This window comes from Pseudoalteromonas sp. MT33b, from assembly GCF_014117385.1.
Taxonomy (GTDB): domain Bacteria; phylum Pseudomonadota; class Gammaproteobacteria; order Enterobacterales; family Alteromonadaceae; genus Pseudoalteromonas; species Pseudoalteromonas lipolytica.
Genome location: NZ_CP059831.1, coordinates 2,185,857 through 2,211,170, shown reverse-complemented (window position 1 = coordinate 2,211,170; position 25,314 = coordinate 2,185,857). Strand labels below are relative to the sequence as shown.

Annotated in this window: 22 protein-coding genes and 10 tRNA genes; 15 read left to right on the top strand and 17 right to left on the bottom strand. The window is 42.9% G+C overall.

Annotation, left to right across the window (positions count from 1 at the left end; genetic code table 11):
* Positions 1–27: 27 nt before the first annotated feature.
* Complete coding sequence (gene miaB, locus H3302_RS10145) at positions 28–1,473, bottom strand: tRNA (N6-isopentenyl adenosine(37)-C2)-methylthiotransferase MiaB (protein ID WP_036967384.1); 1,446 nt, start codon at positions 1,471–1,473, stop codon at positions 28–30.
* 258 nt (positions 1,474–1,731) lie between these two features.
* Here miaB and H3302_RS10140 point away from each other — a divergent pair, with 258 nt between their 5' ends.
* Positions 1,732–2,901, top strand: a complete 1,170-nt coding sequence (locus H3302_RS10140) for an FAD-dependent oxidoreductase (protein WP_182395094.1) — start codon at positions 1,732–1,734, stop codon at positions 2,899–2,901.
* A 198-nt stretch (positions 2,902–3,099) separates the two neighbouring features.
* On the opposite strand, the gene H3302_RS10135 is transcribed toward H3302_RS10140, so the two are convergent.
* The 16 genes from H3302_RS10135 to lolB form a co-directional block, all read right to left on the bottom strand.
* Positions 3,100–3,174: transfer RNA gene (locus H3302_RS10135), tRNA-Gln, on the bottom strand.
* Between the two features lie 38 nt (positions 3,175–3,212).
* Positions 3,213–3,297, bottom strand: a tRNA-Leu gene (locus tag H3302_RS10130).
* A 65-nt stretch (positions 3,298–3,362) separates the two neighbouring features.
* A tRNA-Gln gene (locus tag H3302_RS10125) sits at positions 3,363–3,437 on the bottom strand.
* 40 nt (positions 3,438–3,477) lie between these two features.
* A tRNA-Leu gene (locus tag H3302_RS10120) sits at positions 3,478–3,562 on the bottom strand.
* Positions 3,563–3,627: 65 nt separating this feature from the next.
* Positions 3,628–3,702, bottom strand: a tRNA-Gln gene (locus H3302_RS10115).
* Positions 3,703–3,742: 40 nt separating this feature from the next.
* Positions 3,743–3,827: transfer RNA gene (locus tag H3302_RS10110), tRNA-Leu, on the bottom strand.
* Between the two features lie 86 nt (positions 3,828–3,913).
* Positions 3,914–3,990, bottom strand: a tRNA-Met gene (locus tag H3302_RS10105).
* A gap of 4 nt (positions 3,991–3,994) precedes the next feature.
* Positions 3,995–4,069, bottom strand: a tRNA-Gln gene (locus H3302_RS10100).
* 35 nt (positions 4,070–4,104) lie between these two features.
* Positions 4,105–4,189 (bottom strand) — tRNA-Leu (locus H3302_RS10095).
* 60 nt (positions 4,190–4,249) lie between these two features.
* Positions 4,250–4,326, bottom strand: a tRNA-Met gene (locus H3302_RS10090).
* A gap of 453 nt (positions 4,327–4,779) precedes the next feature.
* A complete protein-coding gene (ychF, locus tag H3302_RS10085) occupies positions 4,780–5,871 on the bottom strand; it encodes a redox-regulated ATPase YchF (RefSeq protein WP_036967393.1) in 1,092 nt (363 codons plus the stop codon).
* A 34-nt stretch (positions 5,872–5,905) separates the two neighbouring features.
* Positions 5,906–6,490: an aminoacyl-tRNA hydrolase gene (pth, locus tag H3302_RS10080; RefSeq protein ID WP_036967395.1), complete on the bottom strand. Its 585-nt coding sequence runs from the start codon at positions 6,488–6,490 to the stop codon at positions 5,906–5,908.
* Positions 6,491–6,509: 19 nt separating this feature from the next.
* Entirely contained in the window at positions 6,510–7,118 is a 609-nt protein-coding gene (locus H3302_RS10075; RefSeq protein WP_036967397.1) for a 50S ribosomal protein L25/general stress protein Ctc, read from the bottom strand.
* A 150-nt stretch (positions 7,119–7,268) separates the two neighbouring features.
* Positions 7,269–8,216 carry a ribose-phosphate pyrophosphokinase gene (locus H3302_RS10070; RefSeq protein WP_036967404.1) on the bottom strand — a complete coding sequence of 316 codons (948 nt, stop codon included), beginning with the start codon at positions 8,214–8,216 and terminating at the stop codon, positions 7,269–7,271.
* A gap of 85 nt (positions 8,217–8,301) precedes the next feature.
* The gene (ispE, locus tag H3302_RS10065) at positions 8,302–9,168 is read right to left on the bottom strand and encodes a 4-(cytidine 5'-diphospho)-2-C-methyl-D-erythritol kinase (protein ID WP_182395092.1); all 867 of its coding nucleotides are present in this window, start codon (positions 9,166–9,168) and stop codon (positions 8,302–8,304) included.
* A gap of 2 nt (positions 9,169–9,170) precedes the next feature.
* Positions 9,171–9,758 carry a lipoprotein insertase outer membrane protein LolB gene (gene lolB / locus H3302_RS10060; RefSeq protein WP_182395090.1) on the bottom strand — a complete coding sequence of 196 codons (588 nt, stop codon included), beginning with the start codon at positions 9,756–9,758 and terminating at the stop codon, positions 9,171–9,173.
* A gap of 83 nt (positions 9,759–9,841) precedes the next feature.
* Here lolB and hemA point away from each other — a divergent pair, with 83 nt between their 5' ends.
* The 14 genes from hemA to H3302_RS09990 all read left to right on the top strand — a co-directional run bounded on the left by hemA (position 9,842) and on the right by H3302_RS09990 (position 25,313).
* On the top strand, positions 9,842–11,098 hold the full coding sequence (gene hemA / locus H3302_RS10055; RefSeq protein ID WP_182395088.1) for a glutamyl-tRNA reductase: 1,257 nt from the start codon (positions 9,842–9,844) through the stop codon (positions 11,096–11,098).
* Positions 11,099–11,105: 7 nt separating this feature from the next.
* A complete protein-coding gene (prfA, locus tag H3302_RS10050; RefSeq protein ID WP_182395087.1) occupies positions 11,106–12,191 on the top strand; it encodes a peptide chain release factor 1 in 1,086 nt (361 codons plus the stop codon).
* A 2-nt stretch (positions 12,192–12,193) separates the two neighbouring features.
* Positions 12,194–13,036 (top strand): peptide chain release factor N(5)-glutamine methyltransferase, encoded by an 843-nt coding sequence (prmC, locus tag H3302_RS10045; RefSeq protein ID WP_074989265.1) that lies wholly within the window; start codon positions 12,194–12,196, stop codon positions 13,034–13,036.
* A gap of 45 nt (positions 13,037–13,081) precedes the next feature.
* A complete protein-coding gene (locus H3302_RS10040; RefSeq protein ID WP_180310936.1) occupies positions 13,082–14,620 on the top strand; it encodes a DUF3369 domain-containing protein in 1,539 nt (512 codons plus the stop codon).
* A 21-nt stretch (positions 14,621–14,641) separates the two neighbouring features.
* On the top strand, positions 14,642–15,016 hold the full coding sequence (locus H3302_RS10035; RefSeq protein WP_036967427.1) for a SirB2 family protein: 375 nt from the start codon (positions 14,642–14,644) through the stop codon (positions 15,014–15,016).
* A 128-nt stretch (positions 15,017–15,144) separates the two neighbouring features.
* Positions 15,145–15,972 (top strand): tetratricopeptide repeat protein, encoded by an 828-nt coding sequence (locus H3302_RS10030; protein ID WP_036967428.1) that lies wholly within the window; start codon positions 15,145–15,147, stop codon positions 15,970–15,972.
* A gap of 15 nt (positions 15,973–15,987) precedes the next feature.
* Positions 15,988–17,241 (top strand): DUF819 domain-containing protein, encoded by a 1,254-nt coding sequence (locus H3302_RS10025; RefSeq protein ID WP_036967429.1) that lies wholly within the window; start codon positions 15,988–15,990, stop codon positions 17,239–17,241.
* Positions 17,242–17,251: 10 nt separating this feature from the next.
* Positions 17,252–18,106: a 3-deoxy-8-phosphooctulonate synthase gene (gene kdsA, locus H3302_RS10020; RefSeq protein WP_036967432.1), complete on the top strand. Its 855-nt coding sequence runs from the start codon at positions 17,252–17,254 to the stop codon at positions 18,104–18,106.
* Between the two features lie 113 nt (positions 18,107–18,219).
* Positions 18,220–19,116, top strand: coding sequence for a transcriptional regulator GcvA (locus tag H3302_RS10015; protein WP_036967434.1), 897 nt, complete (start codon positions 18,220–18,222; stop codon positions 19,114–19,116).
* Between the two features lies 1 nt (position 19,117).
* Positions 19,118–19,762 carry an alpha/beta family hydrolase gene (locus tag H3302_RS10010; protein WP_182395086.1) on the top strand — a complete coding sequence of 215 codons (645 nt, stop codon included), beginning with the start codon at positions 19,118–19,120 and terminating at the stop codon, positions 19,760–19,762.
* Positions 19,759–20,127 carry a DUF423 domain-containing protein gene (locus tag H3302_RS10005; RefSeq protein WP_182395085.1) on the top strand — a complete coding sequence of 123 codons (369 nt, stop codon included), beginning with the start codon at positions 19,759–19,761 and terminating at the stop codon, positions 20,125–20,127. Before H3302_RS10010 ends, H3302_RS10005 begins: the two co-directional genes overlap by 4 nt.
* A 9-nt stretch (positions 20,128–20,136) precedes the next feature.
* Positions 20,137–21,222: a 23S rRNA (cytidine(2498)-2'-O)-methyltransferase RlmM gene (rlmM, locus tag H3302_RS10000; RefSeq protein ID WP_065979332.1), complete on the top strand. Its 1,086-nt coding sequence runs from the start codon at positions 20,137–20,139 to the stop codon at positions 21,220–21,222.
* Between the two features lie 15 nt (positions 21,223–21,237).
* A complete protein-coding gene (locus tag H3302_RS09995; protein ID WP_182395084.1) occupies positions 21,238–24,816 on the top strand; it encodes a PKD domain-containing protein in 3,579 nt (1,192 codons plus the stop codon).
* Positions 24,813–25,313, top strand: a complete 501-nt coding sequence (locus tag H3302_RS09990) for a hypothetical protein (protein ID WP_075593694.1) — start codon at positions 24,813–24,815, stop codon at positions 25,311–25,313. Before H3302_RS09995 ends, H3302_RS09990 begins: the two co-directional genes overlap by 4 nt.
* The last annotated feature ends 1 nt before the right edge of the window (position 25,314 follow it).

Below are 25,314 nucleotides of genomic sequence, written 5' to 3'. Positions count from 1 at the left end.
TGGCAAGGGCCAGCACCAAAATTCACCCTAAGGGACGAAAGTTGCAACGCCAATTTCGTTAGGGGCTTGTGCAGCGTCTGCTTCGGCTGCTTTACTAAGAATAGACGATGGCGCGATATCACGGCGCAGATTCATTTCTGATTCTGTACGAATTAATTCACCGCGTAAAGAGTTTGGCAACGCTTCAGTAATACGTACATCAACGAATTGACCGATCACTGAATGTGGGCCTTCAAAGTTAACCACACGGTTGTTTTCAGTACGGCCACGTAACTCCATAGGGTTCTTCTTAGAAGGACCTTCAACTAAGATTCGCTGTTCAGTGCCAAACATTTGGCGACTGATTTGCTGTGCCATTTGCGTAATACGGTTTTGTAAAAGGTATAAACGCTCTTTTTTCTCTTGCTCTGATACGTCGTCCGGTAAATCAGCTGCTGGTGTACCAGGGCGTGCACTGTAGATAAAGCTGAAGCTCATATCAAAACCAATATCATTGATAAGGTTCATTGTTGCTTCAAAGTCTGCTTTGCTTTCGCCAGGGAAACCAATGATAAAATCAGAAGACATACTTAAGTTAGGGCGAATTTTACGTAATTTACGAATCGTTGATTTGTACTCTAGAGCTGTATGACCACGTTTCATTAAATTAAGAATACGGTCAGAGCCACTTTGCACTGGTAAATGTAAGTGGTCGACAAGCTCTGGTACATCGGCATATGCATCGATGATGTCAGGAGTAAACTCTACTGGGTGCGAAGTGGTGTAACGAATGCGGTCAATACCATCAATCGCGGCAACATAACGCAGTAGGTCAGAGAAGTAACAAATTTCGCCATCATGCGTTTCACCGCGGTAAGCGTTTACGTTTTGACCTAGTAAGTTTACTTCACGTACGCCTTGCTCTGCGAGCTGGGCGACTTCGAGTAGTACGTCATCAAGTGGACGGCTTACTTCTTCACCGCGCGTGTATGGCACAACACAGAAAGTACAGTATTTAGAACAGCCTTCCATAATCGATACGAACGCACTTGGGCCTTCTGCTTTTGGCTCAGGTAAACGGTCGAACTTTTCGATTTCAGGGAATGATACGTCAACAACAGATGTGCTGTCGCCACTTTGCACTTGCTTAATCATCTCTGGTAAACGGTGTAACGTTTGCGGGCCAAAAATTACATCGACAAACGGCGCACGTTGACGAATTGAGTCACCTTCTTGTGACGCTACACAGCCACCTACACCAATGATAAGGTCAGGTTTATCGTCTTTTAATAGCTTCCAACGGCCTAGCTGGTGGAATACTTTTTCTTGCGCCTTTTCACGAATTGAACAGGTGTTGAGTAAGATCACATCTGCATCTTCAGCTTCATCAGTTAACTGATAGCCGTTAGTCGCATCCAGTAGATCCGCCATTTTCTGAGAGTCGTACTCGTTCATCTGACAACCCCAGGTTTTAATATGCAGCTTTTTACTCATTGAAATATAGCCTCGTTTTCAATTCGGTAGTGACACAAAAATGTGTTAGAAACAGGATTAAGCGGCTTTAATGCCGACTTAAAGGACGCGTATTTTAGCTGGATACCCGCACAGATCCAAGTATAGTTTTTATCTTTGTGGTGTGAAATCAAACAAGTCACTGTTTTAAAATTCTTAACGCGTAAATGCACTGACACAGTTTAGTGAATTACGTTACAATTTATGCCGTATTCAAATAGCCAAATGAGCGACTATTAAATGAAGAAAAATAAGGTAATTGTTGTTGGTGGTGGCATGGTAGGTGCTGCCACAGCTGTTAAACTGGCACAGCAGGGCAGGGACGTCACTATTATTGAAAAGCACCTTATCGATGCTGATGACATTCTCAGTTCAGATAAGGTGGATATTCGCATTTCGGCTATTAATCGTTTTTCAGAAAACTTACTTGATGAGCTGGGGGCAATGCCGTTATTGCGCCAAAATCGTATCGCTCCATACCAACAGCTTGAGGCGTATCAGCAACAAGGCGAAAACTTATTGTTTGATTGCCATGATATTGGTGAAACACATCTGGGTCATTTAATCGAAAATAGCCTAATTCAAGCGAGTCTTTGGCAGCAATTTTCTCAATATGGCATTGAGGTTATTGAGCAGACAACACCGGTTACAGAGATAAGCCAAGAGAGTGATTCAATCACGCTTCATTACGGTGACACCCAATATACGGCTGATTTAGTGGTTGCTGCAGATGGCGGACAATCACAATTACGTAGCAAAGCTGGCTTAGGTGTAACAGGGTGGCAATATGGTCAACACTGTATGGGTGTGTTAATTAAACTGGATGCGCCGCAACAAGTTAAAACGTGGCAACAATTTACACCAACGGGCCCTGTGGCGTTTTTGCCTATGCAAGCCCCGTATGCAAATTTAATTTGTTACCACAACGCGTCGGTTTTAAACCGTTGGAATAAACTCCCCACAGAACAACTAAAAGCCCAACTCATTGCGCATTTTCCTGAGTTGCCGGGTGAATTTGAGTTACTTGAGCATGCTGTTTTTCCATTGGCTCGTCAGCACGCAAATGATTATTCGCAAGGGCGCTTAGTCTTAGTGGGCGACTCAGCACACACTATTAATCCCTTGGCAGGCCAAGGGGTTAATTTAGGTTTTCAAGATGTGGTTGCACTTGCAGAGGTTCTTGCTGGCCACGATGATGTTGGTCAGCATGCGGTATTAAAGCAGTATGAGAAGAAACGTCGTCGCGCTAATTTACTTATGATGAGTATGATGGATGCCTGTTACTTCGGATTCTCAAATGAACTACAGCCACTCAGTTGGGCACGTAGTAAGTTTTTAAAACTAGCGAACAATATTGGCCCGGCTAAGAACTGGGTATTAAAATATGCCATTAGTGGGACACTCAGTTAAACAAAATAATACACATAAACGATAAAGAAACGGGTTAATGAAAATTAGCCTGTTTTTTTTTGCGCTAAATAAAATGAATTAAATTTTGGAGAAATTAGAAATTAGAAATTAGAAATTAGAAATTAGAAATTAGAAATTAGAAATTAGAAATTAGAAATTAGAAATTAGAAATTAGAAATTAGAAATTAGAAAGGAAGTTGGCTGGGATACCAGGATTTGAACCTGGGAATGGCAGGATCAAAACCTGCTGCCTTACCGCTTGGCGATATCCCAACGCTAAACTTGAAGAGTTTTAGTTCTACTTAAGAACATGGTGCGGAAGGAGAGACTTGAACTCTCACAACCGAAGTTACTGGAACCTAAATCCAGCGCGTCTACCAATTCCGCCACTCCCGCATCATTAAGTTGTATTTTTATACTCTATACAGAGTTTTTCTTATTCACTCTCTTGGTAGAGAAAGTGGCTGGGATACCAGGATTTGAACCTGGGAATGGCAGGATCAAAACCTGCTGCCTTACCGCTTGGCGATATCCCAACAAATAAAAAGTTGATAGTTTTGGTTCTTATCTAGAACATGGTGCGGAAGGAGAGACTTGAACTCTCACAACCGAAGTTACTGGAACCTAAATCCAGCGCGTCTACCAATTCCGCCACTCCCGCATCATTAAGTTGCATTTTTATACTCTATACAGAGTTTTTCTTATTCACTCTCTTGGTAGAGAAAGTGGCTGGGATACCAGGATTTGAACCTGGGAATGGCAGGATCAAAACCTGCTGCCTTACCGCTTGGCGATATCCCAACAAATAAAAAGTTGATAGTTTTGGTTCTTATCTAGAACATGGTGCGGAAGGAGAGACTTGAACTCTCACAACCGAAGTTACTGGAACCTAAATCCAGCGCGTCTACCAATTCCGCCACTCCCGCATTTTGTGTTTAAAAACACTGGTAGTTATTTTTAACTCTTCATTGAGTGCAGTTTAAACTCCTGCAGAGCCATTCTAAAAGAAGAATGGTGGCTAAGACGGGATTTGAACCTGTGACCCCATCATTATGAGTGATGTGCTCTAACCAACTGAGCTACTTAGCCATTGTGGCTGGGATACCAGGATTTGAACCTGGGAATGGCAGGATCAAAACCTGCTGCCTTACCGCTTGGCGATATCCCAACAAAAATTTGATAATTTTAGTTCTTATCAGAACATGGTGCGGAAGGAGAGACTTGAACTCTCACAACCGAAGTTACTGGAACCTAAATCCAGCGCGTCTACCAATTCCGCCACTCCCGCATTTTGTGTTTAAAAAACACTGGTAGTTATTTTTAACTCTTCATTGAGCAACAAAAAGAATGGTGGCTAAGACGGGATTTGAACCTGTGACCCCATCATTATGAGTGATGTGCTCTAACCAACTGAGCTACTTAGCCATCTTTTTTGTTAGCACTTCATCGCTGAGTGCGGGGCGTATTATGCTGATATGACCTAAATCCGTCAACACCTTTTTTGCAAAAAAACGCTTAACAGGGTTTGTTTGCATTAAAATTAAGCTAAGCGGCTAAATTTTATTTAAATTGCTGTTTTTTTGACAGACAAAGACAACACTAAAAGTATATTACGTATTGTTGCTAATAAAAGCCCACTTTTAATCTGTTTGATTTTCATACAAAAATTAAGTGTGTAAATTTAAAAACTATTTTGTTGAGAGTTTTTATAACACATAAACGTATTTACAGTGATAGGAGTAGAATACTATACACAGAGCAAATAGATAAAATGGCTCTGTTTACAGCGTTAAAAATAGCCTGCGAGTCGTGGTGTCAATTCAGAAAACAAAAAAGGCTCGTGATAACGAGCCTTTTAAATAGAGTGTGCTACACAACTTATACGTTAAATAAGAAGTTCATAACATCACCGTCTTTCACGATGTACTCTTTACCTTCTTGACGCATTTTACCTGCTTCTTTCGCACCGCTTTCACCTTTGAACTCAATATAATCATCAAAAGCGATAGTTTGTGCACGGATAAAGCCACGTTCGAAATCAGTATGAATTTTACCTGCCGCTTGTGGTGCTGTTGCGCCGACAGGAATTGTCCATGCACGTACTTCTTTTACGCCTGCTGTGAAGTAGGTTTGTAATTTAAGTAATTCGTACCCGCCACGGATCACTAAGTTAAGGCCCGGCTCTTCAAGACCTAAGTCAGCCATAAACTCAAGCTTGTCTTCTTCTTCAAGCTCAGATAGCTCTGATTCGATAGCCGCACAGACAGGAATAACAACCGCATCTTCTGCAGCTGCGATTTCACGCACTTTGTCTAGGTATGGATTATTTTCAAAACCATCTTCTGCCACGTTTGCGATGTACATTGTTGGTTTAATTGTTAAGAAGTTTAAAGGCTTAATAGCTGCTTTTTCTTCTTTAGTTAGTTCTAAAGAACGTAACGTTAAACCTTCATCAAGGTGTGCTTTTACTTTTTCGAGAACAGCGTTTTGTTCTTTTGCATCTTTATCGCCACCTTTCGCTTTTTTCGCATTACGGAAACTTGCTTTATCAGCGCTGTCCATATCAGCCAGTACTAATTCGGTGTTAATGACATCAATATCGTCAGCAGGGTCGATAGTGCCGGCAACGTGAACGATGTTTTCGTCTTCAAAACAGCGCACTACATGACCGATTGCATCAGTTTCACGAATATTCGCAAGGAACTGGTTACCTAAACCTTCACCTTTTGAAGCGCCTTTTACAAGGCCTGCAATATCAACGAATTCCATCGTTGTTGGTAAAATGCGTTGCGGATTTACGATTTCGGCTAATGCATTTAAGCGTGCATCAGGCACCGGTACCACACCTGTGTTCGGCTCGATGGTACAGAAAGGGAAGTTAGCGGCTTCAATTCCCGCTTTAGTTAGTGCATTAAATAATGTTGATTTACCAACGTTTGGCAAGCCAACGATGCCACATTTAAAACCCATAGTAAGATACCTTGTGTAATTTCATTAAAACGGATTAAGGTTTAAATGAATGTAGTCTGTTTTGTGCTTTTAACACACCATCTTTTGCAAGAATTTCCATACAACGAACTGCCTCATCAATAGCGGCATCCATTTTTTCTTGATCTTCTTTAGCGGCTTTACCAAGTACCCAGCCTGTCACCATTTCTCGGTGACCCGGATGACCAATACCGATACGAAGGCGCATGAAATCTTTTTGGTTTGCCATTTTCGCAATAATATCTTTTAAACCATTGTGACCACCGTGGCCGCCACCTTTTTTTAGTTTAGCAATGCCGGGATCAAGATCCATTTCGTCGTGCGCTACGAGAATGTTCTCAACAGGGATTTTAAAGAAATTAGCGAGACTACTCACCGCCTTACCGCTTAAATTCATGTAAGTAGTTGGGATCAGTAATTTAAATTCTTGGCCTTGAATGATCACTTTGCCAGTGAGGCCGTGATATTTAGGATCGTGTTTGAGTGTGCAGTTATAGCGTGCTGCGAGTTCTTCAATGAACCAAGCACCTGCATTATGGCGTGTATTTGCGTATTCGGGGCCTGGATTAGCCAGGCCCACAAGCATTTGAATAGAATTCAAGGTGTGTACACCTTAAAAATTATTCTGCAGCGTCTTCTGAAGCTTCTTCAGCAGGAGCAGCTTTGTTAGCTTTTACAGTAACAATTGACTGATCGTGGTCTGCACCTTTAGCTAGCTCAACAGATGAAACACCTGCAGGTAGTTTAAGGTCTGAAAGGTGGATTGAATCACCTGCAACTAAATCAGCAACGTTAACTTCAACGAACTCAGGAAGTGACTTAGGAAGACACGTGATTTCGATTTCAGTTAATTGGTGAACAACAGTGTTACCTGCTTTAGTTACTTTCTCTTCACCGATGAAGTGTACTGGCACTTTAGTGTGAAGTTTGTGAGAAGCATCTACACGTTGGAAGTCTAAGTGAGTGATCTTAGGCTTGAACGGGTGACGTTGAATATCTTTAAGGATAGCTTCAACTGACTCACCGCCAATGTTTAAAGTAAGGATGTGCGTGTAGAAACCTTCGTCTTCTTGCGCTTTGATCATATCTTTGTGTGCAAGAACGATTGATGCAGCTTCTTTGTCAGCACCGTAAAGGATTGCAGGAACTTTATCTTCACGGCGTAGGCGGCGGCTCGCACCAGTACCTGTTTCTGTACGTAATTCTGCATTGTATGTATAAGTTGACATAATGTCTCCAAAAATTAAAAGTCTTAGGGCCTTTGCGACCAAGGTCCCCAGCCAAAAGGCGCGCTATCATACCACCACTTTGAGGGAAAATAAATAACGACCACAAAAAAAGCACCTAGACGGTGCTTTTTGGCTATCACTGCGTGTTTATTAGTGTTCAAACATCGCTGAGATAGATTCTTCGTTGCTGATACGACGAATTGTTTCAGCAAGCATATCTGCAAGCGTAAGCACTTTGATTTTATCCAGTGCTTTAAGCTCATCAGACAGTGGAATTGAGTCAGTAACAATCACTTCGTCGATGACCGATTCACGGATGTTTTCAGCTGCGTTGCCAGAAAGTACAGGGTGAGTTGCGTATGCAAATACACGCTTAGCACCATGTTCTTTAAGTGCAGCTGCCGCTTTACACAGTGTCCCGCCTGTGTCGATCATGTCATCTACGATGATACAGTCGCGACCTTCAACGTCACCAATAATGTGCATTACTTGTGAAACGTTAGCTTGTGGACGACGCTTGTCGATGATAGCAAGGTCTGTATCGTTTAATAGCTTCGCGATTGCGCGAGCACGAACAACACCACCGATATCGGGTGAAACAACAACAACGTCATCGAAGTCGCGTTCTTTCATGTCTTCTAATAGCACTGGGCTACCGAATACATTATCAACCGGCACATCGAAGAAACCTTGAATTTGTTCAGCGTGTAAATCAACCGTTAGAACACGGTCAACACCTACACTTGATAGGAAATCTGCAACGACTTTAGCTGTGATTGGTACACGAGCAGAACGTACGCGACGATCTTGACGTGAGTAACCAAAGTATGGGATTACTGCAGTAATACGTCCAGCAGACGCACGACGTAGGGCATCAACCATAACGATAAGTTCCATTAGGTTATCGTTAGTAGGGTTACAGGTTGATTGAACGATGAAAACGTCAGAGCCACGAACATTTTCATTAATTTGAACACTGATCTCACCGTCACTAAAACGGCCAACAACAGCATCGCCTAATTCAATATACAAACGTTTTGCAACTTTTTGAGCTAGCTCAGGTGTTGCGTTACCAGCGAAGAGCTTCATGTCAGGCACGGTAGGGTTCCTCAGGCACTGAATTTTGGGACTAACAGGCTTTGGTAGGCACCAAAGCAGGTTAACTTTTACATTTACTTGTACGTTACTTCATTTCAAAGTGAGCATTTAATGCTGTATGAGCAGGAGAAAGTGTAGCACTAGTTGCTACAAAACCTGTCCACTTTTCTGGCAACTGAGCTAAAACTTGTTCTGCCTCGGCCTGAGTTGAAAACTCAGCAAAGCAGCAAGCGCCCGTACCAGTCATCTTTGACGGAGCGTATTTTAGCAACCACTGGAGGGCTTTTTCAACCTCGGGGCAGAGCTTTTTGACCAAAGGCTCGCAATCATTGCGTAAATTTTCTGTTTGCCAATCAGCTTTTAGCTTGGCTGTGTCGCGTTTTAAATCAGGGTGAGTAAAGATTTCTGCCGTACTCACATGCTCGCCAGGATGCACAACACAGAACCAACCTGGGGTTAATTCAACATTATGTAATTGCTCGCCAATGCCATGCGCAATTGCGGTATGACCATTAATAAATACGGGCACATCAGCGCCAAGCGTGACTCCTAGCTGTGCTAATTCAGCCAATGACAGATTACAGTTCCATAATCTATTGAGTGCCAGTAAGGTGGTTGCCGCATCTGATGAGCCACCACCAACACCGCCGCCCATAGGCAAGCGTTTAACTAAATGAATGTTTACACCTTGCTGGCACTGACAATGTTGTTGCAATAAAAATGCGGCTTTATATATGAGGTTGTCGTGAGTAGGAATGCCTTGTGTGTCACCCGTGACGGTAATTTTACGGTCATCGGTGAGTGAAAACGTTAAGTCGTCACCAAAATCTAAAAACGTGAACAGGGTTTCGAGTTCGTGATAGCCATCCTCACGACGACCATTAATATGTAAAAACAGATTTAGTTTTGCGGGTGCTATTAAGGTGAGTGGAGCGTGCGAAGTTTCTGTCATGATTAATTAAACTGCCAATCATTAAGTTGAATTTTAATACGAATTTGCGGGTTTTTAAGGCTCAGCTTTGTTGGAAGCCAATAGCCATCTTGTTTTATATAATGAGAATAGGTGATTTGCCATTGCTGGCCGTTTTCAGCGTGCCAAATTAGACTTGTTAAGCGATTGAGTTCGTCAAATTGGGTGTGTTCGTTGTTAGCGGTCCCTTTGAGCCATGTCGCCGCGTTATCGAGCGGAATAGTGAAACCCGTCAGCCGGTAAAGTAATAAGGAGGCATCGCGGTCTGTGTAAACATCACCGTCGTATTCAATTTCAGCGCCATATGCATTTTGTTTTAACGACAAAATACGGGTACCGATAAAACTGGTTAAGATCATGTCGCTGTGTAACTCGTCGTGTTGCCAATTGACGTTAGCTGATTGTCGTTGCTCTGAACTAATAAAGGCAATTTTTCCTTGTACTTGCCACTTGGCATGGTGATCAAGGCGGGTTTTCCAATCAGGGTAAACGTAGTCAATCGTTGATGTTTTTTGGGCGCAACCACTGATAAATAAAAAAAACATGAATAAAATCAAATATTGTTTAATCAAATGTCGTTCCTTACTTTCCATATTCCGCTGATTTTTGGTAAAATTAACGCCTTTACAGCTGGGCTTAGCAATATTTGGTACATATGACCATCGTAGCACTTGGTATAAATCACAAAACCGCATCCGTAGAATTACGCGAAAAAGTCGCGTTTTCGCCTGAGCAAATGTCTGAGGCGTTACAACAATTAAGTGGCCATGCGCATTTTAATGAAGCGGTTATTGTTTCGACCTGCAACCGAACCGAAATCTATTGTAGCCTTGCTGAGCGTAATTCCCAAACACTGTTGCACTGGTTAGCCAGTTTCCATGGTTTGGATGAACAAGAACTGAGCAGTAACATCTATTATCATGAGGGCGAGCAGGCTATTAATCATTTAATGCGTGTGTCGTGCGGCCTTGATTCCTTGGTATTGGGCGAGCCACAAATTTTGGGGCAAATAAAGCAAGCCTACCATAATGCAAAAACGCATGATGCCATTGGTGTGACATTTGACCGCTTGTTTCAAAAAACGTTCTCGGTAGCAAAACAAGTTCGCACAGAGACAGACATTGGTGCCAGTGCGGTATCCGTGGCTTATGCTGCTGTTAATTTAGCCAAGCATATTTATGGTAAGTTAGATAAAACCAACGTATTGCTGATTGGGGCAGGTGAAACCATTGAACTGGTGGCTAAACATTTATACCAAAATGATCCGCAAAAAATCACGGTGGCAAACCGCACCATCGAGCGTGCAAAAAGTTTAGCTGTCGAAGTTGACGCTGATGTTATCGCTTTGGCGCAACTACCTGAGCGTCTCCACGATGCCGATATTGTTATTAGTTCTACCGCGAGTACTTTGCCAATTATTGGTAAAGGGGTGGTTGAGCAGGCTTTAAAAAAACGTCGTCACAAGCCCATGCTGTTTATTGATATTGCTGTCCCTCGGGATATTGAGAGCCAAGTAGGCGAATTAGATGCGGCCTATTTGTATTCAGTAGATGACTTACAAGCGATAGTGAGCGAGAATATCGCCGCGCGCGAACAAGCGGCGCAGCAAGCGCAAATAATTATTGATGCGCGCACCAATGAATTTGTCATGTGGCTGCGCTCTCTCGATTCGGTCGATATTATTCGTCTGTATCGAAATGATGTACAAGATATTAAATCAGAACTTGTCGAAAAAGCACTTGGCCAGCTGCAAGCAGGCAAAGACGCAGAAAAAGTGATACTCGAGTTGGCAAACAAACTGACCAACCGCTTGATGCACGCACCTACCCGTGCTATTCAAGATGCGGCTAAAAATGGTGAAGCCGCTGAGTTAAGTCAATTAAAGAAAATGTTAGGTATTGATCAGGAATAGCCGTTAAATGAAAGAGTCTGTTTATAGAAAGTTAGAAACCTTAGTCGAGCGTTATGAGGAAGTGCAAGCGCTGCTAAGCGACCCCTCTGTGATCAGCGATCAAAATCGCTTTCGTGCCTTATCTAAAGAATATTCAGAATTAGAAGAAATTGTTAAAGCGTTTTTAGCGTACCAGCAAGCACAAGATGATGTCGCTGCAGCAGAAGAAATGCTAAAAGACTCTGATCCTGAGATGCGCGAAATGGCGCAAGAAGAATATAAAGAAGCAAAAGCACAAATTATTGCATTAGAAGATGAAATTCAGATTTTAATGCTACCAAAAGATCCGAAAGACAATAACAACGTCTTTTTAGAAGTGCGCGCAGGCACGGGGGGCGATGAAGCCGCTATTTTTGCGGGCGATTTATTCCGCATGTACAGCCGCTACGCAGAAACGAAAAAGTGGAAAGTCGAAATAGTGAGCACCAACGAAGGTGAGCACGGTGGCTATAAAGAAGTCATCGCACATATTTCGGGTGAAGGCGTGTACGGCCAGCTTAAGTTTGAATCAGGGGCGCACCGTGTTCAACGTGTACCTGAAACTGAGTCGCAAGGCCGTGTTCATACCTCGGCGTGTACCGTTGCGGTTATGGCAGAAGTGCCTGAGGCAGACGCTATCGAAATTAACCCTGCAGATATTAAAGTCGATACATTCCGTGCGTCGGGTGCCGGTGGTCAGCACGTAAATAAAACTGACTCAGCAATTCGTATTACCCACCTTCCAACGGGTGTGGTCGTTGAATGTCAGGATGAGCGTTCACAACATAAAAACCGTGCGAAAGCGATGTCGGTACTTGGTGCACGTTTACAACAAGCTGAAGATGAAAAACGCCAAGCGGCTGAAGCATCAGAGCGTCGTAATCTAGTGGGCAGTGGTGACCGTTCAGAGCGTATTCGTACTTATAATTACCCGCAAGGTCGTATTACTGATCACCGTATTAATTTAACATTGTATCGTTTAAATGAAGTTGTTGCAGGTGATTTAGGCTGTGTTATCGAGCCCCTAATGCAAGAACACCAAGCTGATTTACTTGCTGCGATGGGCGATGAATAATCGTGCCACAAAGCATAGAACAAGCACTGATTGCTGCGACGGCGTTATTAACGCCTAGCAGCGACAGCGCGAAACTAGACGCGCAAGTCCTGCTACTTTCTATTCTCGATAAACCCCGTAGTTACTTATTTAGTTGGCCTGAAAAACACCTAACGGAACAGCAAGAAGCTGAGTTTAATCGTGCATGCCAGCGTCGCTTGCAAGGTGAACCTGTCGCGCATATCACCGGCATTAGAGAATTCTGGAGTTTGCCACTAAAGGTGAATGCCACCACTTTGATACCTCGTCCTGATACGGAAACGCTGGTTGAGTATGCACTGGGGCTTGAATTACCCCATGCTGCAAACGTGCTCGATTTAGGAACCGGGACGGGGGCAATTGCGCTTGCACTCGCCAGTGAAATGCCCAATTGGCAAGTATTAGGGGTTGATAGAGTACCCGAAGCCGTTGCGCTTGCTAACGAGAATCAACAACGACTTAATATTAACAACGCCACTTTTGCTTTAAGTAATTGGTTTAGCGCTGTAAACCATAAAAAGTTTGATCTGATTGTTAGTAACCCGCCGTACATTGAATACGATGATGAACATTTGAGCCAAGGTGACGTGCGTTTTGAGCCCTTGTCAGCCTTGGTGGCTGATGATGATGGCATGGCTGATATTAAGCAAATAATTACAATGGCACGTGACTATTTAGCAACAAATGGCTATCTTTTAATTGAACATGGCTACCAACAAAGTGTTAAAGTTCAAGAATTTTTTGCACAAATGTCGTATAGCCATATACTTACAGTTAAAGATCTTGGCGGTAATGACCGTGTAACGTTAGCACAATGGCCTAAATAAAATAACAGAGCACTGTGCGCATATAGCCTTTGAGGGTCCCAAACAATGGATGATTTTTTGTTTTCGGATGAAGCACTTGATGATGTATCAGAAGTGGTTCAGGGTAGTTGGAAAGTCATCGTCGTTGATGACGAACCAGAAGTACATGCCGTAACAAAGCTTGCGCTCAGTGACTTTGAATTCCAAGACAAACGTCTTGAATTTATTAGTGCTTACTCAGGTGAAGAGGCAAAGCAATTAATAGAGCAGCACCCAGATGCAGCCATCGTATTACTCGATGTAGTAATGGAAACCGATGATGCTGGCCTGCGGGTTGCAAAATATATTCGTGAAACTGCAAAGAACAATCATATTCGTATTATTCTTCGTACAGGCCAACCCGGTCAGGCACCGGAAAGACAAGTAATCGTTAATTATGATATTAACGATTACAAATCTAAGACAGAGCTGACAGCACAAAAGCTCTTTACAGTGGTGATGTCGAGTTTGCGTTCGTATCGCGATATCTTATCTATAGAGCAATCACGCCAAGGCCTTGAAAAAATTATAAAAGCATCGCGTGATATTTTTTCTACTCATTCATTAGAGCACTTTATTGAAGGGGTGATGCAACAACTCACCTCATTGCTCGGTACAGTAGAGCAAGCCGTGTATGCTACGAGTCTGGTGGCAAGTAACCCGCTCGATAACCAGAAAAAGCTCGTTGTATTCTCAGGCAAAGGTGAGTTTGAACGCAGCGAAGGCAAAGCGATTGAAGAGGTGCTCAATGAAGAGCAGCTACAAGCTTGTCAGGAAGCGCTAAGAGAAAAAACCATCGTTTACCGTGAAAACTACTTATTTGCGTATTGCAGCAGTGAATACAATCATAATTCTATGCTGTTTATTTCGGGTATTCCAAAGCACTTATCCGATACACAGCGCCACCTCATCGAGATATTTTCACAAAACGTGCAACTTGCTTATGAAAACGTTCAGCTTCAGGCTGAAATAGAAGCAACTCAACAAGAACTGGTGTTTAGATTAAGTGAAGCGCTTGAACAACGCTCTACCGAAACAGGAAACCATGTAAAACGTGTGTCGCACATTTGCTACGAATTGGCTGTGGGCTATGGATTACCTAAGCGCGAAGCTGAATTAATTCGACATGCAGCTCCTCTTCATGATGTTGGAAAGGTTGGGATACCCGACGCTATTCTCAATAAACCAGGGCCACTCAGCGATGAAGAGTGGGCAATCATGAAACAGCATGCAGAAAAGGGGCACCGAATATTAAAAGACTCGTCACGTGATATTGTTAACACAGGAGCTGTTATTGCGTTATCTCACCATGAGCGTTGGGATGGCACAGGCTATCCTGCAGGCTTAAAAGGGGACGATATCCCGATTGCTGGGCGCATTGTTGCACTGGCCGACGTGTTTGATGCACTACGACACAAGCGTTGTTACAAAGAGCCTTGGTCTCTTGAAGATGTTGTAAAAGAGATAAACGCTCAGCAAGGAAAACAGTTTGATCCAAAGTTAATAGATGTGTTTAATCAACGCATTAAAGAAATAGAAGACGTACTTGTACGTTACCCAGATTAATGACAATTAGAATTGAGGCATATGGATTATTTAGCAGTTAAACACACTCACATGTTACTCGCTGTGTTGAGTATCATTTTATTTTACGTTCGCTCTTTTTCGCGATTAAAAACAGCCACATTAGCAAAGAATAAAATCGTTTTTATTGGCAGTCATAGTATCGACACGTTGTTGTTGGTTTCTGCTATTGCATTGATTGTAATGGCTGGGTTTAACCCGCTAGAGCAGTCGTGGTTGCTTGAAAAAATTATTTTAGTGATTGCCTATATCGCTTTAGGAATTGTTGCAGCCAGACAAAGCTCACAATCGGCACGTGTCATTTTACTTGTTGTGACAACCTTCATTTTACTTGCGATTGGTTATCTCGCCTCTGCAAAGAACGCTTTTATCCTGTAAACATTGAAACGCGGTATATCGACTGTTAACCGTTATACCGCTGCTCACTTTCTCTTTTCAAGATTGGCAACTGACGCTAAAAGTAGGTAAACTAGCCTCTCGTTTTCGAAAGAGATGTTGCAGTATAAATGACCACCCCTTGGTTTGAAGATCACAATGAATCCTATCAAGATGAGGCCTTTGACGCATTTTCTTCAAACGTGCTTTATCGTTGTATCGATGCTGAATTAACGTGGGACACACAGGTAGATTTAACTGCTTGTTATGACACATTAAATGAGTTTGAAGATACCGTATCAGCACTTTGTACTGAATTTAAAGAGCCACACGAGCGTCTAGATAAACTTCTTGATACCTTTTATCAGCAATGGTTGTTCAGTGCCTCAAGCCTAAAAGTGCCTGAGTACACGTTAAACAGCTTTAGCTACACCATTACGATGCGTAGTGGTACACAAACCACACTGGCGATATTACTTTGTCACTTATTACAGCACGCTGAATTTGATGCCACAGTGACTTTAAGTCAAGGTGAAGTTCATATTCATGTCGCAATAAGCGAAGAAGAGGGCTATTTAATTGAGCCAAGTACGGGCCAGCAAAGTTGGTATATTACCCCCGAAAATGCCTGTGAAGAGAATGGTGATGAACAAGAACCACTTGAGCTAATTTTTGAAGAAGAGCTTTATAAGCTGTATTTAGCACAGCAAAAGTGGTCGTTTATCAGCGAGAGCAAGTTTGGTCATGCCCTTCATTGCGTTGACATGTTAATGGAACTACTCGGTGATGACCCCTATGAACGCCGTGACCGAGGGTACCTGCTTAATCAATTAGATTGCCCTAAAATGGCCCGTGACGATTTGCAGTATTTTATTAATGAATGCCCAGATGATCCGGCCATAGAGATTATTCAGCATCAAATTGCTGAAATCGAAGATAACAATAATACACACCACTAAATTAAAGGAACATTTATGACTGACGCCCACAGTGCGCTTATTACCAATGACGCAGTCGTACTTGGTTTGCTTGCCGTTATTTTGGGGTTTATCTTTAAAACCTCACACAGTAATAATGCGGCATGCCGAAAATTTTATAAATATGTACCCGCACTCCTGCTGTGCTACTTTTTACCCTCGTTATTAAATACTTTTGGGATTGTTGATGGTCACTCGTCGAATGTTTATTTTGTAGCATCTCGCTACTTATTACCGGCTTGTTTAATTCTGTTAACCATCAGCATTGATTTAAAAGCCATTTTAAACCTTGGTCCGAAAGCGTTAATCATGTTCTTAACCGGTACCATGGGGATTGTGATTGGGGGTCCGTTAGCGATTTTAGTGATGAGCGCGGTCTATCCTGAAGCCGTTGGTGGTCATGGCCCCGATGCGGTTTGGCGCGGTATGACAACTATCGCAGGTAGCTGGATAGGCGGGGGCGCTAATCAGGCCTCAATGAAAGAAATGTTTGAAGTTGGTGGGGATATTTTCTCGGCAATGGTAACGGTTGATGTCATTGTGGCTAACTTATGGATGGCTGTACTGTTACTGATGGCTGCTAATCACAAAGCCATTGATGCCAAAACCGGGGCAGACACCCGTGCAATTGAAGAGCTTAAAGAGCGTGTTGAAGCCTATCATGCTGAACATGCACGTATGCCCACACTTAATGATTACATGACCATTATTGCGATTGCCTTTGGTATAACGGGCTTGGCGCATTTTTGTGCGGACTTTTTAGGGCCGTATTTTGGCGCTAACTTCCCATGGGCACAAGAATATAGTTTAAACAGTAAGTTCTTTTGGCTAATTGTAATTTCGACGACAATCGGGATTAGTTTATCGTTTACTAAAGTACGTCATATCGAAGCATTTGGTGCATCAAAAGTGGCTTCAAGCTTCTTATATATTTTGGTGGCATCAATTGGTCTTCACATGAATATTACGGCTATTTTTGATTCGCCAATGTACTTTGTTTTGGGTGTGATCTGGATGTTAACACACGCAAGCTTAATGCTGATTGTAGCGAAATTAATTAAAGCGCCTTTATTTTATATGGCCGTTGGGTCTCAAGCGAATGTAGGCGGGGCAGCATCAGCGCCCGTAGTTGCCTCAGCGTTTCATCCATCACTTGCCCCTGTAGGTGTTTTACTGGCAGTTTTGGGCTATGGTGTCGGAACCTATATGGCATATATTTGTGGATTAATGCTGCAAGCTGTTGCACCTTAAGGAATAAAAAATGAACAACCAGTTAATTAAAATTAACGAGATTGAATTAGCGAACGACAAACCCTTTGTGTTGTTTGGTGGTATGAACGTGCTTGAGTCTCGCGACCTAGCAATGCGCATTGCTGAGCACTATGTCGAAGTAACCTCGAAGCTAAATATCCCATATGTTTTTAAAGCGTCATTTGATAAAGCAAATCGCTCATCAATTAACTCTTATCGTGGCCCGGGGATGGAAGAAGGGTTAAGAATCTTCGAAGAAATTAAAACAACGTTTAACGTGCCACTCATCACCGACGTGCATGAGCCACACCAAGCTGCGCCAGTGGCAGAGGTTGTTGATGTTATTCAATTACCTGCTTTCTTAGCACGCCAAACTGATTTAGTTGTCGCGATGGCGAAAACAGGCGCAATTATTAACGTGAAAAAACCACAGTTTTTAGCACCGCACGAAATGCGTCATATCATTAAGAAATTTAATGAAGCAGGCAACAATAATGTTGCGCTGTGTGAGCGTGGTACAAGTTTTGGTTACAATAACCTTGTTGTTGATATGCTCGGTATGGATGACATGAAGCCAATGGCTCCGGTTATTTTTGATGCAACGCATGCGTTACAACGCCCGGGTGGCCGTGCTGATTCGGCTGATGGTCGTCGTGCGCAAGCGGCAGAGCTTGCTCGCAGTGGTATGGCACTAGGTATTGCGGGTCTGTTTATTGAGGCGCATCCTAACCCTAACGAAGCAAAATGTGATGGCCCTTGCGCCCTTGCACTAAGTAAGCTTGAAGGGTATTTAACACAAATGAAAGCGGTTGATGATTTAATTAAAAGCTTTGCACCGTTAGACACCAGCGCAAGCGATTTATAGAATACTCAGTATTAATGAGTATTTAATGACGAAAAAGGCGACCAAGGTCGCCTTTTTTTATTTGTATCGCTATAATCGACGCATAAGAAAAACTAATTCTAAGCTTGGTGTTTATGTCTCGTCGTGTCCCTCCCTTAAATGCACTAAAAGCGTTCGAAGCTGCAGCGCGTCACTTGAGTTTTACCAAAGCAGCTGAAGAGCTGTATGTGACACAAGCCGCGGTCAGCCACCAAATTAAAACGCTGGAAGAGCATTTAGGCCTTAAATTATTTCTTCGTAAAAATCGTTCGCTATTATTAACGGAAGAAGGGCAAGGGTACTTTCTCGATATTAAAGAGATATTTACTCAGCTGATTGATGCCACTGAAAAGTTATTAGCACGCGGGGCAAAAGGGTCTTTAACGGTTAGTTTAACGCCCAGTTTTGCTATTCAATGGTTGGTGCCAAGGCTTAGTTTATTTAATGAGTTACACCCTGAAATCGATGTGCGAATAAAAGCACAAGACCAAGACGAAAATTCATTGTCTGATGATGTAGACATTGCCATTTACTATGGTCGTGGTCATTGGAGTGGCGTACAAACTTACAAGTTACACACAGAATACCTTGTGCCGTTATGCAGTCCCATGCTTCTAACAGGGCCTAAGCCTTTAAATCAGCCGAGTGATTTGGCTAACCATACTCTGTTGCATGACACAACGCGTAAAAATTGGAAAACGTGGATGAAAACAGCCGGAGTGCGTAATGTCCAAGTAAACCAAGGTCCTATTTTTAGTCACTCATCAATGGTGCTCCAAGCGGCAGTGCATGGTCAAGGCGTGGCAATTGGGAATAGTGTCTTAGCAAAACCCGATATTGATGCCGGGCGCTTAGTGATTCCGTTTAATCACTCATTAGAAAGTAAAAATGCCTATTATTTAGTGATACGCGAATCGCAAACAGAACTGGGGAAAATAGTTTCTTTCAAAGACTGGATGCTGAGCTTAGTTGAACAAGAACAAGAGTATTAACATGTTACAGTGGTTTAAAAGTGCAACGGGTGATGCCCGTGCACAGTTTATATTTGCTCATGGCGCAGGGGCGGGAAGTGACTCAGCGTTCATGCAAAATATGGCAACGTTAATTAGCCAGCATCAGATTGATGTGGCGTTATTTGACTTTCAGTATATGCAAATCGCAAAACAGACCAATAAACGCAGGCCCCCAGATCGTGCCCCTAAACTGCTGGCTTATTTTGCTGAAGTGTTAGCGCATCGTCAGCCAGATTTACCTGTATTTATTGGCGGAAAGTCGATGGGCGGTAGAATGGCTTCTATGCTTTGCACACAAGAGGACGCTGTAGAGGTTGCTGGTGTTGTTGCGTTTGGCTACCCGTTTCACCCTCCCGGAAAACCCGATAAGCTTCGTATCGATCACTTCAGCGATATGCCATGCCCCTTTTTAGTACTTCAAGGTGAACGAGATACTTTTGGTAATCAGCAAGAATTAGCCGAGCTTGAAATGAATAATCCGCCAGAAATTAGCTGGCTAAAAGACGGTGATCATTCATTAAAACCGCGTAAGAAAAGTGGTTTAACTGAAGACGATAACTTACAACACGCTGCGAACCTTGCGGCCCAATTTATACTTAAGTTGATTGATGGAGATTCACAATGATCAAATTTTATTTAATCGCGGGGAGTCTGTTTTGCATGCTGTCGGTTGTGCTAGGCGCGTTTGCTGCGCATGGTTTAAAAAGCCGCGTATCCGGCTATGCATTAGGTATTTTTAAAACAGCTGCAGAATATCAAATGATGCACGGCTTGGGCTTAATCGCCATCGCGATTTTAATTAAGTGGGGAATGAACTTAAGTTGGGCTGGTGGCTTTTTTATCGCCGGTATTTTGTTATTTAGTGGCAGCCTATATTTACTCGCATTAACAGGTGCGAAATGGCTTGGCCCAATCACACCCCTAGGCGGTGTGTGCTTTATTATTGGTTGGACTATTTTATTAGTTCAAGCCGCACGGTATAAATTTTAAGGGTTATCTATGTCGAGTGTTGTTATTTATTGTCGCAGTGGATTTGAAAGCGACGCTGCCGCTGAAATCACTTTTCAGGCTGCGGAACAAGGGTTTGCGGGCTATGTAAAAACGAAGCCGAACACTGGAATTGTCGTCTATGAATGTTTTGATCCGAGCCATGGCGATGAAATTATAAAAAAAATAGATTTCAAAAACATGGTCTTTGCCCGCCAATGGTTTACCGGTACTTTAGTCGATAATATGCCGCTTGAAGACAGGGTCAGTGCGATTGTGAATGCAACCGTTGATTTTCCATCCTGTGGTGACTTACGAGTTGAAACCCCAGATACCAATGAAGGTAAAGAGTTGTCTAAATTTTGTAAAAAGATTTCGACACCGCTAAAAAAAGCCCTCGAAAAACGCGCGACGGTTACGCGTGAACTTGCTGATAAAAAGCCTGTGCTGCATGTACTCTTTTTAAGTAATGACACTGCGTATGTAGGGTATTCGTATACTTTTAATAACTCGCCATTTTTTATGGGTATCCCACGCCTGCGTATGCCAAATGACGCACCAAGCCGTTCAACTCTTAAACTTGATGAAGCGTTTAATGTGTTTATTCCGCCTCATGAAGCCGAAGACCGTTTGCAGCCAGGAATGCGAGGCGTTGATTTAGGGGCGTGTCCGGGTGGTTGGACATACCAATTGGTTCGTCGTGGTATGTTTGTTAGTGCCATAGATAACGGCCCAATGAACGATGATCTAATGGAAACTGGACAAGTAAAACATTTCCGTGTTGATGGCTTTAAATACCGTCCTGAAAAGCGAAATATTCATTGGTTAGTATGTGATATGGTGGAAAAGCCAGCAAAAGTTACTAATCTTATGATTGATTGGGCCGTGAATGCATACGCAAAAGAGCTTATTTTTAATCTTAAACTGCCAATGAAAAAACGCTTCGACAGTGTTTATGAATGTTTAAAGATGATTAAGGAAGAGCTTGAAAAATACGGCGTTAGTTATGAGCTTCAGGCAAAACATTTATACCATGACCGTGAAGAGGTTACGGTTCATTTAAATGTCACAAAGGTGCCGCAAAGCCTATACAGTTAAATAGAGGATAGCAAAATGGGGAATAGAATAGTAACGGTTTGGTTGTGTATTTTATTCCTTATTTTCTTAACCGCGTGTGGGGGCGGAGGCGGCAGCGATGAGCCTGCATCTGCCAGCAACCAAGCGCCACAAGTCACGGTGTCGGGCAATAGCCAAGTTAATGAACTTTCAACACTGACAGTTTCGGCATCAGCAAGTGATTCAGATGGCACTATTAGCCGCTTTACATGGCAGCAAACAAGCGGCCCTACAGTCAGTATAACCAGCAGTAATGAGCAACTCACTGTTGCTATTCCCGCCGTAAACGAAAATACCCCCATCAGTTTTTCAGTCACCGTGACTGATAATCAAGGTGCGACAGCCAGTGCCTCGTATACAGCGACCATTGTTAATGTTAATCAAGCACCGAGTATCGTTGTACAGGGCCCACAAACCTCCCCCTCTAGCAATATAATAACACTCAGTGCAAATGCCACCGATGTTGACGGTGAAGTCCTGAGTTATAACTGGAGTCAAACAGCTGGGCCAAGTGTGGCATTTAGTAATGGCAGTAGTGAAATCAGTTTTACGACCCCTTCAGTGAGCAGTAATACAGAATTGGCATTTACTGTGCGCGTGACAGATAACTTTGGTGAGCAAACAAGCACAGATTTTAGTGTTGTGGTCAGTGCCAATATTGCTCCTACAGTATCAATTTCTGGGCAGCAAACAATCCGAGAAGGGGTGGAGGGCACATTAAGTGCGGTTGCCGTTGATAGCGATGGCAGCATTACAAATTACAGTTGGAGCCAAGTATCAGGCCCTACAACTTCATTTACTGCCAGTGGTAGCGAATTGATGTTTACAGCCCCTGAAGTCGATGCAGATAGCGGCGTGCGTTTTCAAGTCATTGTTACAGATAACGACGGGGCTACACGCTTGGCCGAATATGATGTCTTGATTGAAAATTTTGTAAATGTAGCCCCAGTGATTACGGCTGACCCTATTGCCAATATTACCGAGCTCACTGAGGCGTCAATCAGTGTTATTGTGACCGACACTGATGGCACAGTCACTGAAATTGCGTGGCAGCAACAAAGTGGACCCACACTAAACTTTGTTCAAAATGGCCAAGCAATTAGTTTTACAGCCCCCGAAGTGTCTGTAAATAGTGAGGTCGTATTGTTAGTCACGGCAACCGATGACATGGGGGCGATATCATCGTTAACGCTGACGTTTACGATTGTACATGTCAACAAAGCGCCCACTATTGACGCTATTGCCTTTACTACGGAGTTTAATCAACCGAGGGATTTCACGGTTAACGTAAGTGATGCTGACGATGATGAGTTATCGGTTACTTTTGCCAGTGACATTGGGGGAGCAACCATCACTACGCTCAATGCGACACGTTTTAATTACCAATATCAGCCAGCAGAAAATAGTATTGCTCAAGCCCCCTTCAAAGTGACCGTATCAGATGGCGTTGACAGTAACGAGGCGACAGTCAGCGTTACAATCACAGACACAACAGCAGCCACTGTCGTGAATGTGAGCCCACAGGATAACAGTCAGGCGGTGAGTGCAAACACGCGTATCTCATTTTCGTTATCTGACGTAATGAAGACCACAAGCTTATCGTTTAATGAAAATGAAGGGGTGTGTACTGGCTCAGTGCAATTATCAGCAGATAACTTTAACCGTTGTTTAGCGCTTAGCTCACTGGTCTTATCAGGCCCAGAAGCGAATACCAGTGAATACTTTAACGGTGCTGAATTTACGGCTGCTTTAAGTGAGTCAACACAGTATCAATTAAGGCTGACCAGTGACTTAGTTAATTTTGCCGATACGCCCGTGTCTGCGCAGATTATTACAACATTTACGACGGGCAGCGAAGATTTAAAAATCACCGAAGTGGTGGCGATTCGATTTACAAACGACACCCCATGGTTTGAACTTTACAATGGCACTAACAGTGAAGTGAATTTGGTTGATTACAGCGTCAGGGTTAAGAGTCGTGATAGCGCGGATAATAGCGTTGCGGCTTCTACGATTTTTACTCTACCTAATCAAATTCTTGCTGCCGGTGAGTATGTGATTATTCACAGTCGCTTTGGGGATTCATTATTTTATGATGCTGCTGATCAGAATAAATACATTGCCTTTATTGGAGACGTTGGTTCCACTGTTCGCCCTTATTGGTTTTTGAATGGGTTTATTGAATTACTGACGAGCGATCAAGCTCAAACTATTGACTTTGTTCGCTTTGGAAATGATACAACGGAACCGACATCGGTGGGTCAATGGCAAACGGGAGCGGCACCCACAATCTTGAACTTTACGGGCTCAAGTATCAAGCGTGACCAGAGCAGCACAGATACGAATAGTGCCACCGACTGGACATACAGCACCTTTACCACTCCTGGGGGGGTCAATGATATCACGTGTTCGTTAGATGAAGACGAAGACGGTATTCCTGATTGCTCAGAGCAACCAGGCTCAACATTTGCTGGATTACCACTTTATGATTGGGGAGCCAGAGCAAATCAAAAAGATATCTTTATTGAAGTAGATTACATGGACAGCAGTGATGCAGGCATTACACCTCACAGGACGGCGCTTGAAAAAGTGGCCTCGTCATTCGCTGCAGAAAACATCGTGGTGCATTTTGATGTGGGTGATTTGTTTCACCAAGCTGAGGGGGTATCACCTGCTGATCATGATTTAGGTGGCGGTGACCGTGTTATCTTTAGGCAATATACACCGTACAGCTTTAACCAAGGCGTTGAGAGTTTATTTCATTATAAAATGGCTAATTTCGATATGCGCCGTAAACCGATTTTTCATTACATGTTAATGGCGAATAGCCGCAATGTTGATGGCAGTGCAGGGTCATCTGGCGTTGCCGAAATTAACGGTAACGATTTAATGATAAGCCTTGGCAACTGGGGCTTGTCGTTGGACAATCAAATCTCAACCAATTTAGCCTATAACTACCAGGCTGCGACAATCATGCATGAACTGGGTCATAATTTAGGGCTTGATCATGGCGGTAATAATGCCGTGAACTATAAGCCGAACCATCTAAGTATTATGAATTATCTTTATCAATTACGCGGTTTAGCGACAATAGGAAATAATGAAGGTGACCGTTATTATTCAAGTCGTTATAGAAACAACCCAAATTGTGGTGTGCAAACAGCCGACCTTATTAATGGCCCACAAGGGTCGCCCGATAACTTTGTGATGTCGTTTTCTCATGGGTTGGGAAATGCACTCGACGAAGCAAATATTAATGAAGCAAATGGCTTGGGCTACCCAGGTTCCACTGCGATAGACTATAACTGTAATTTAGATCTTACTGAAACCTTAAGCCAAGATACCAATGGCGATAGTAACCTTTCAACGTTGAGTGATGTTGATGAGTGGAGTCTTATTGAGCTGCGCTTTTATACCTTTTTCTCGGGTAACCGTTTAGGAATTAATACTGTTCAAAATGATCAATTAGATGTGTCTCAAGTGCCTGTTCAACACATCATTGAAGAGCAAGCTCCTCCACGTTATTTATTAGAAGAGATCAAAGCAGTAAGAACATCACAAGGTGAAAACCCATGAAGTCCTTCGTGTATATAAGTGTGATGTTCGCGCTCTGTGGCTGCAAGCCTGCTGCAGATTCTGCATGGCAAATGTCATCAAGACTTAGCTTTGATGGTTACCCGATTAATTGGCAAGCAGAATCAATAAAAGGGTGTGAACAATGTGAGTTTAAAAAAGAGCGTCTGTTGGAGCCCGATGGTGTCAGTGATGTTATTACTGTTTTTCAGCAAGGGCATTGGCGTGCAGAGCACCGACAATCTCATCAAGCTCGTATTGTCTTTGAAAATGGCGCGCATTTTTTACTTGTTAAAACACGGGAAGATGGCTTATTAGAATTAGAAAACAAGCACGCTGAACTTAAAATAATTACCAAGCTTGCACAACCGTTCACAGTCAATATCGGTGAAAATACGTATGATGCGGTTATTAGTAAATTTGAAGAACCGCGTTCTGATTTAGGTCTTTCAGACCCTTTACCGGTGAAACTCGATTACACGGTACTAAAAAGCCAATAGT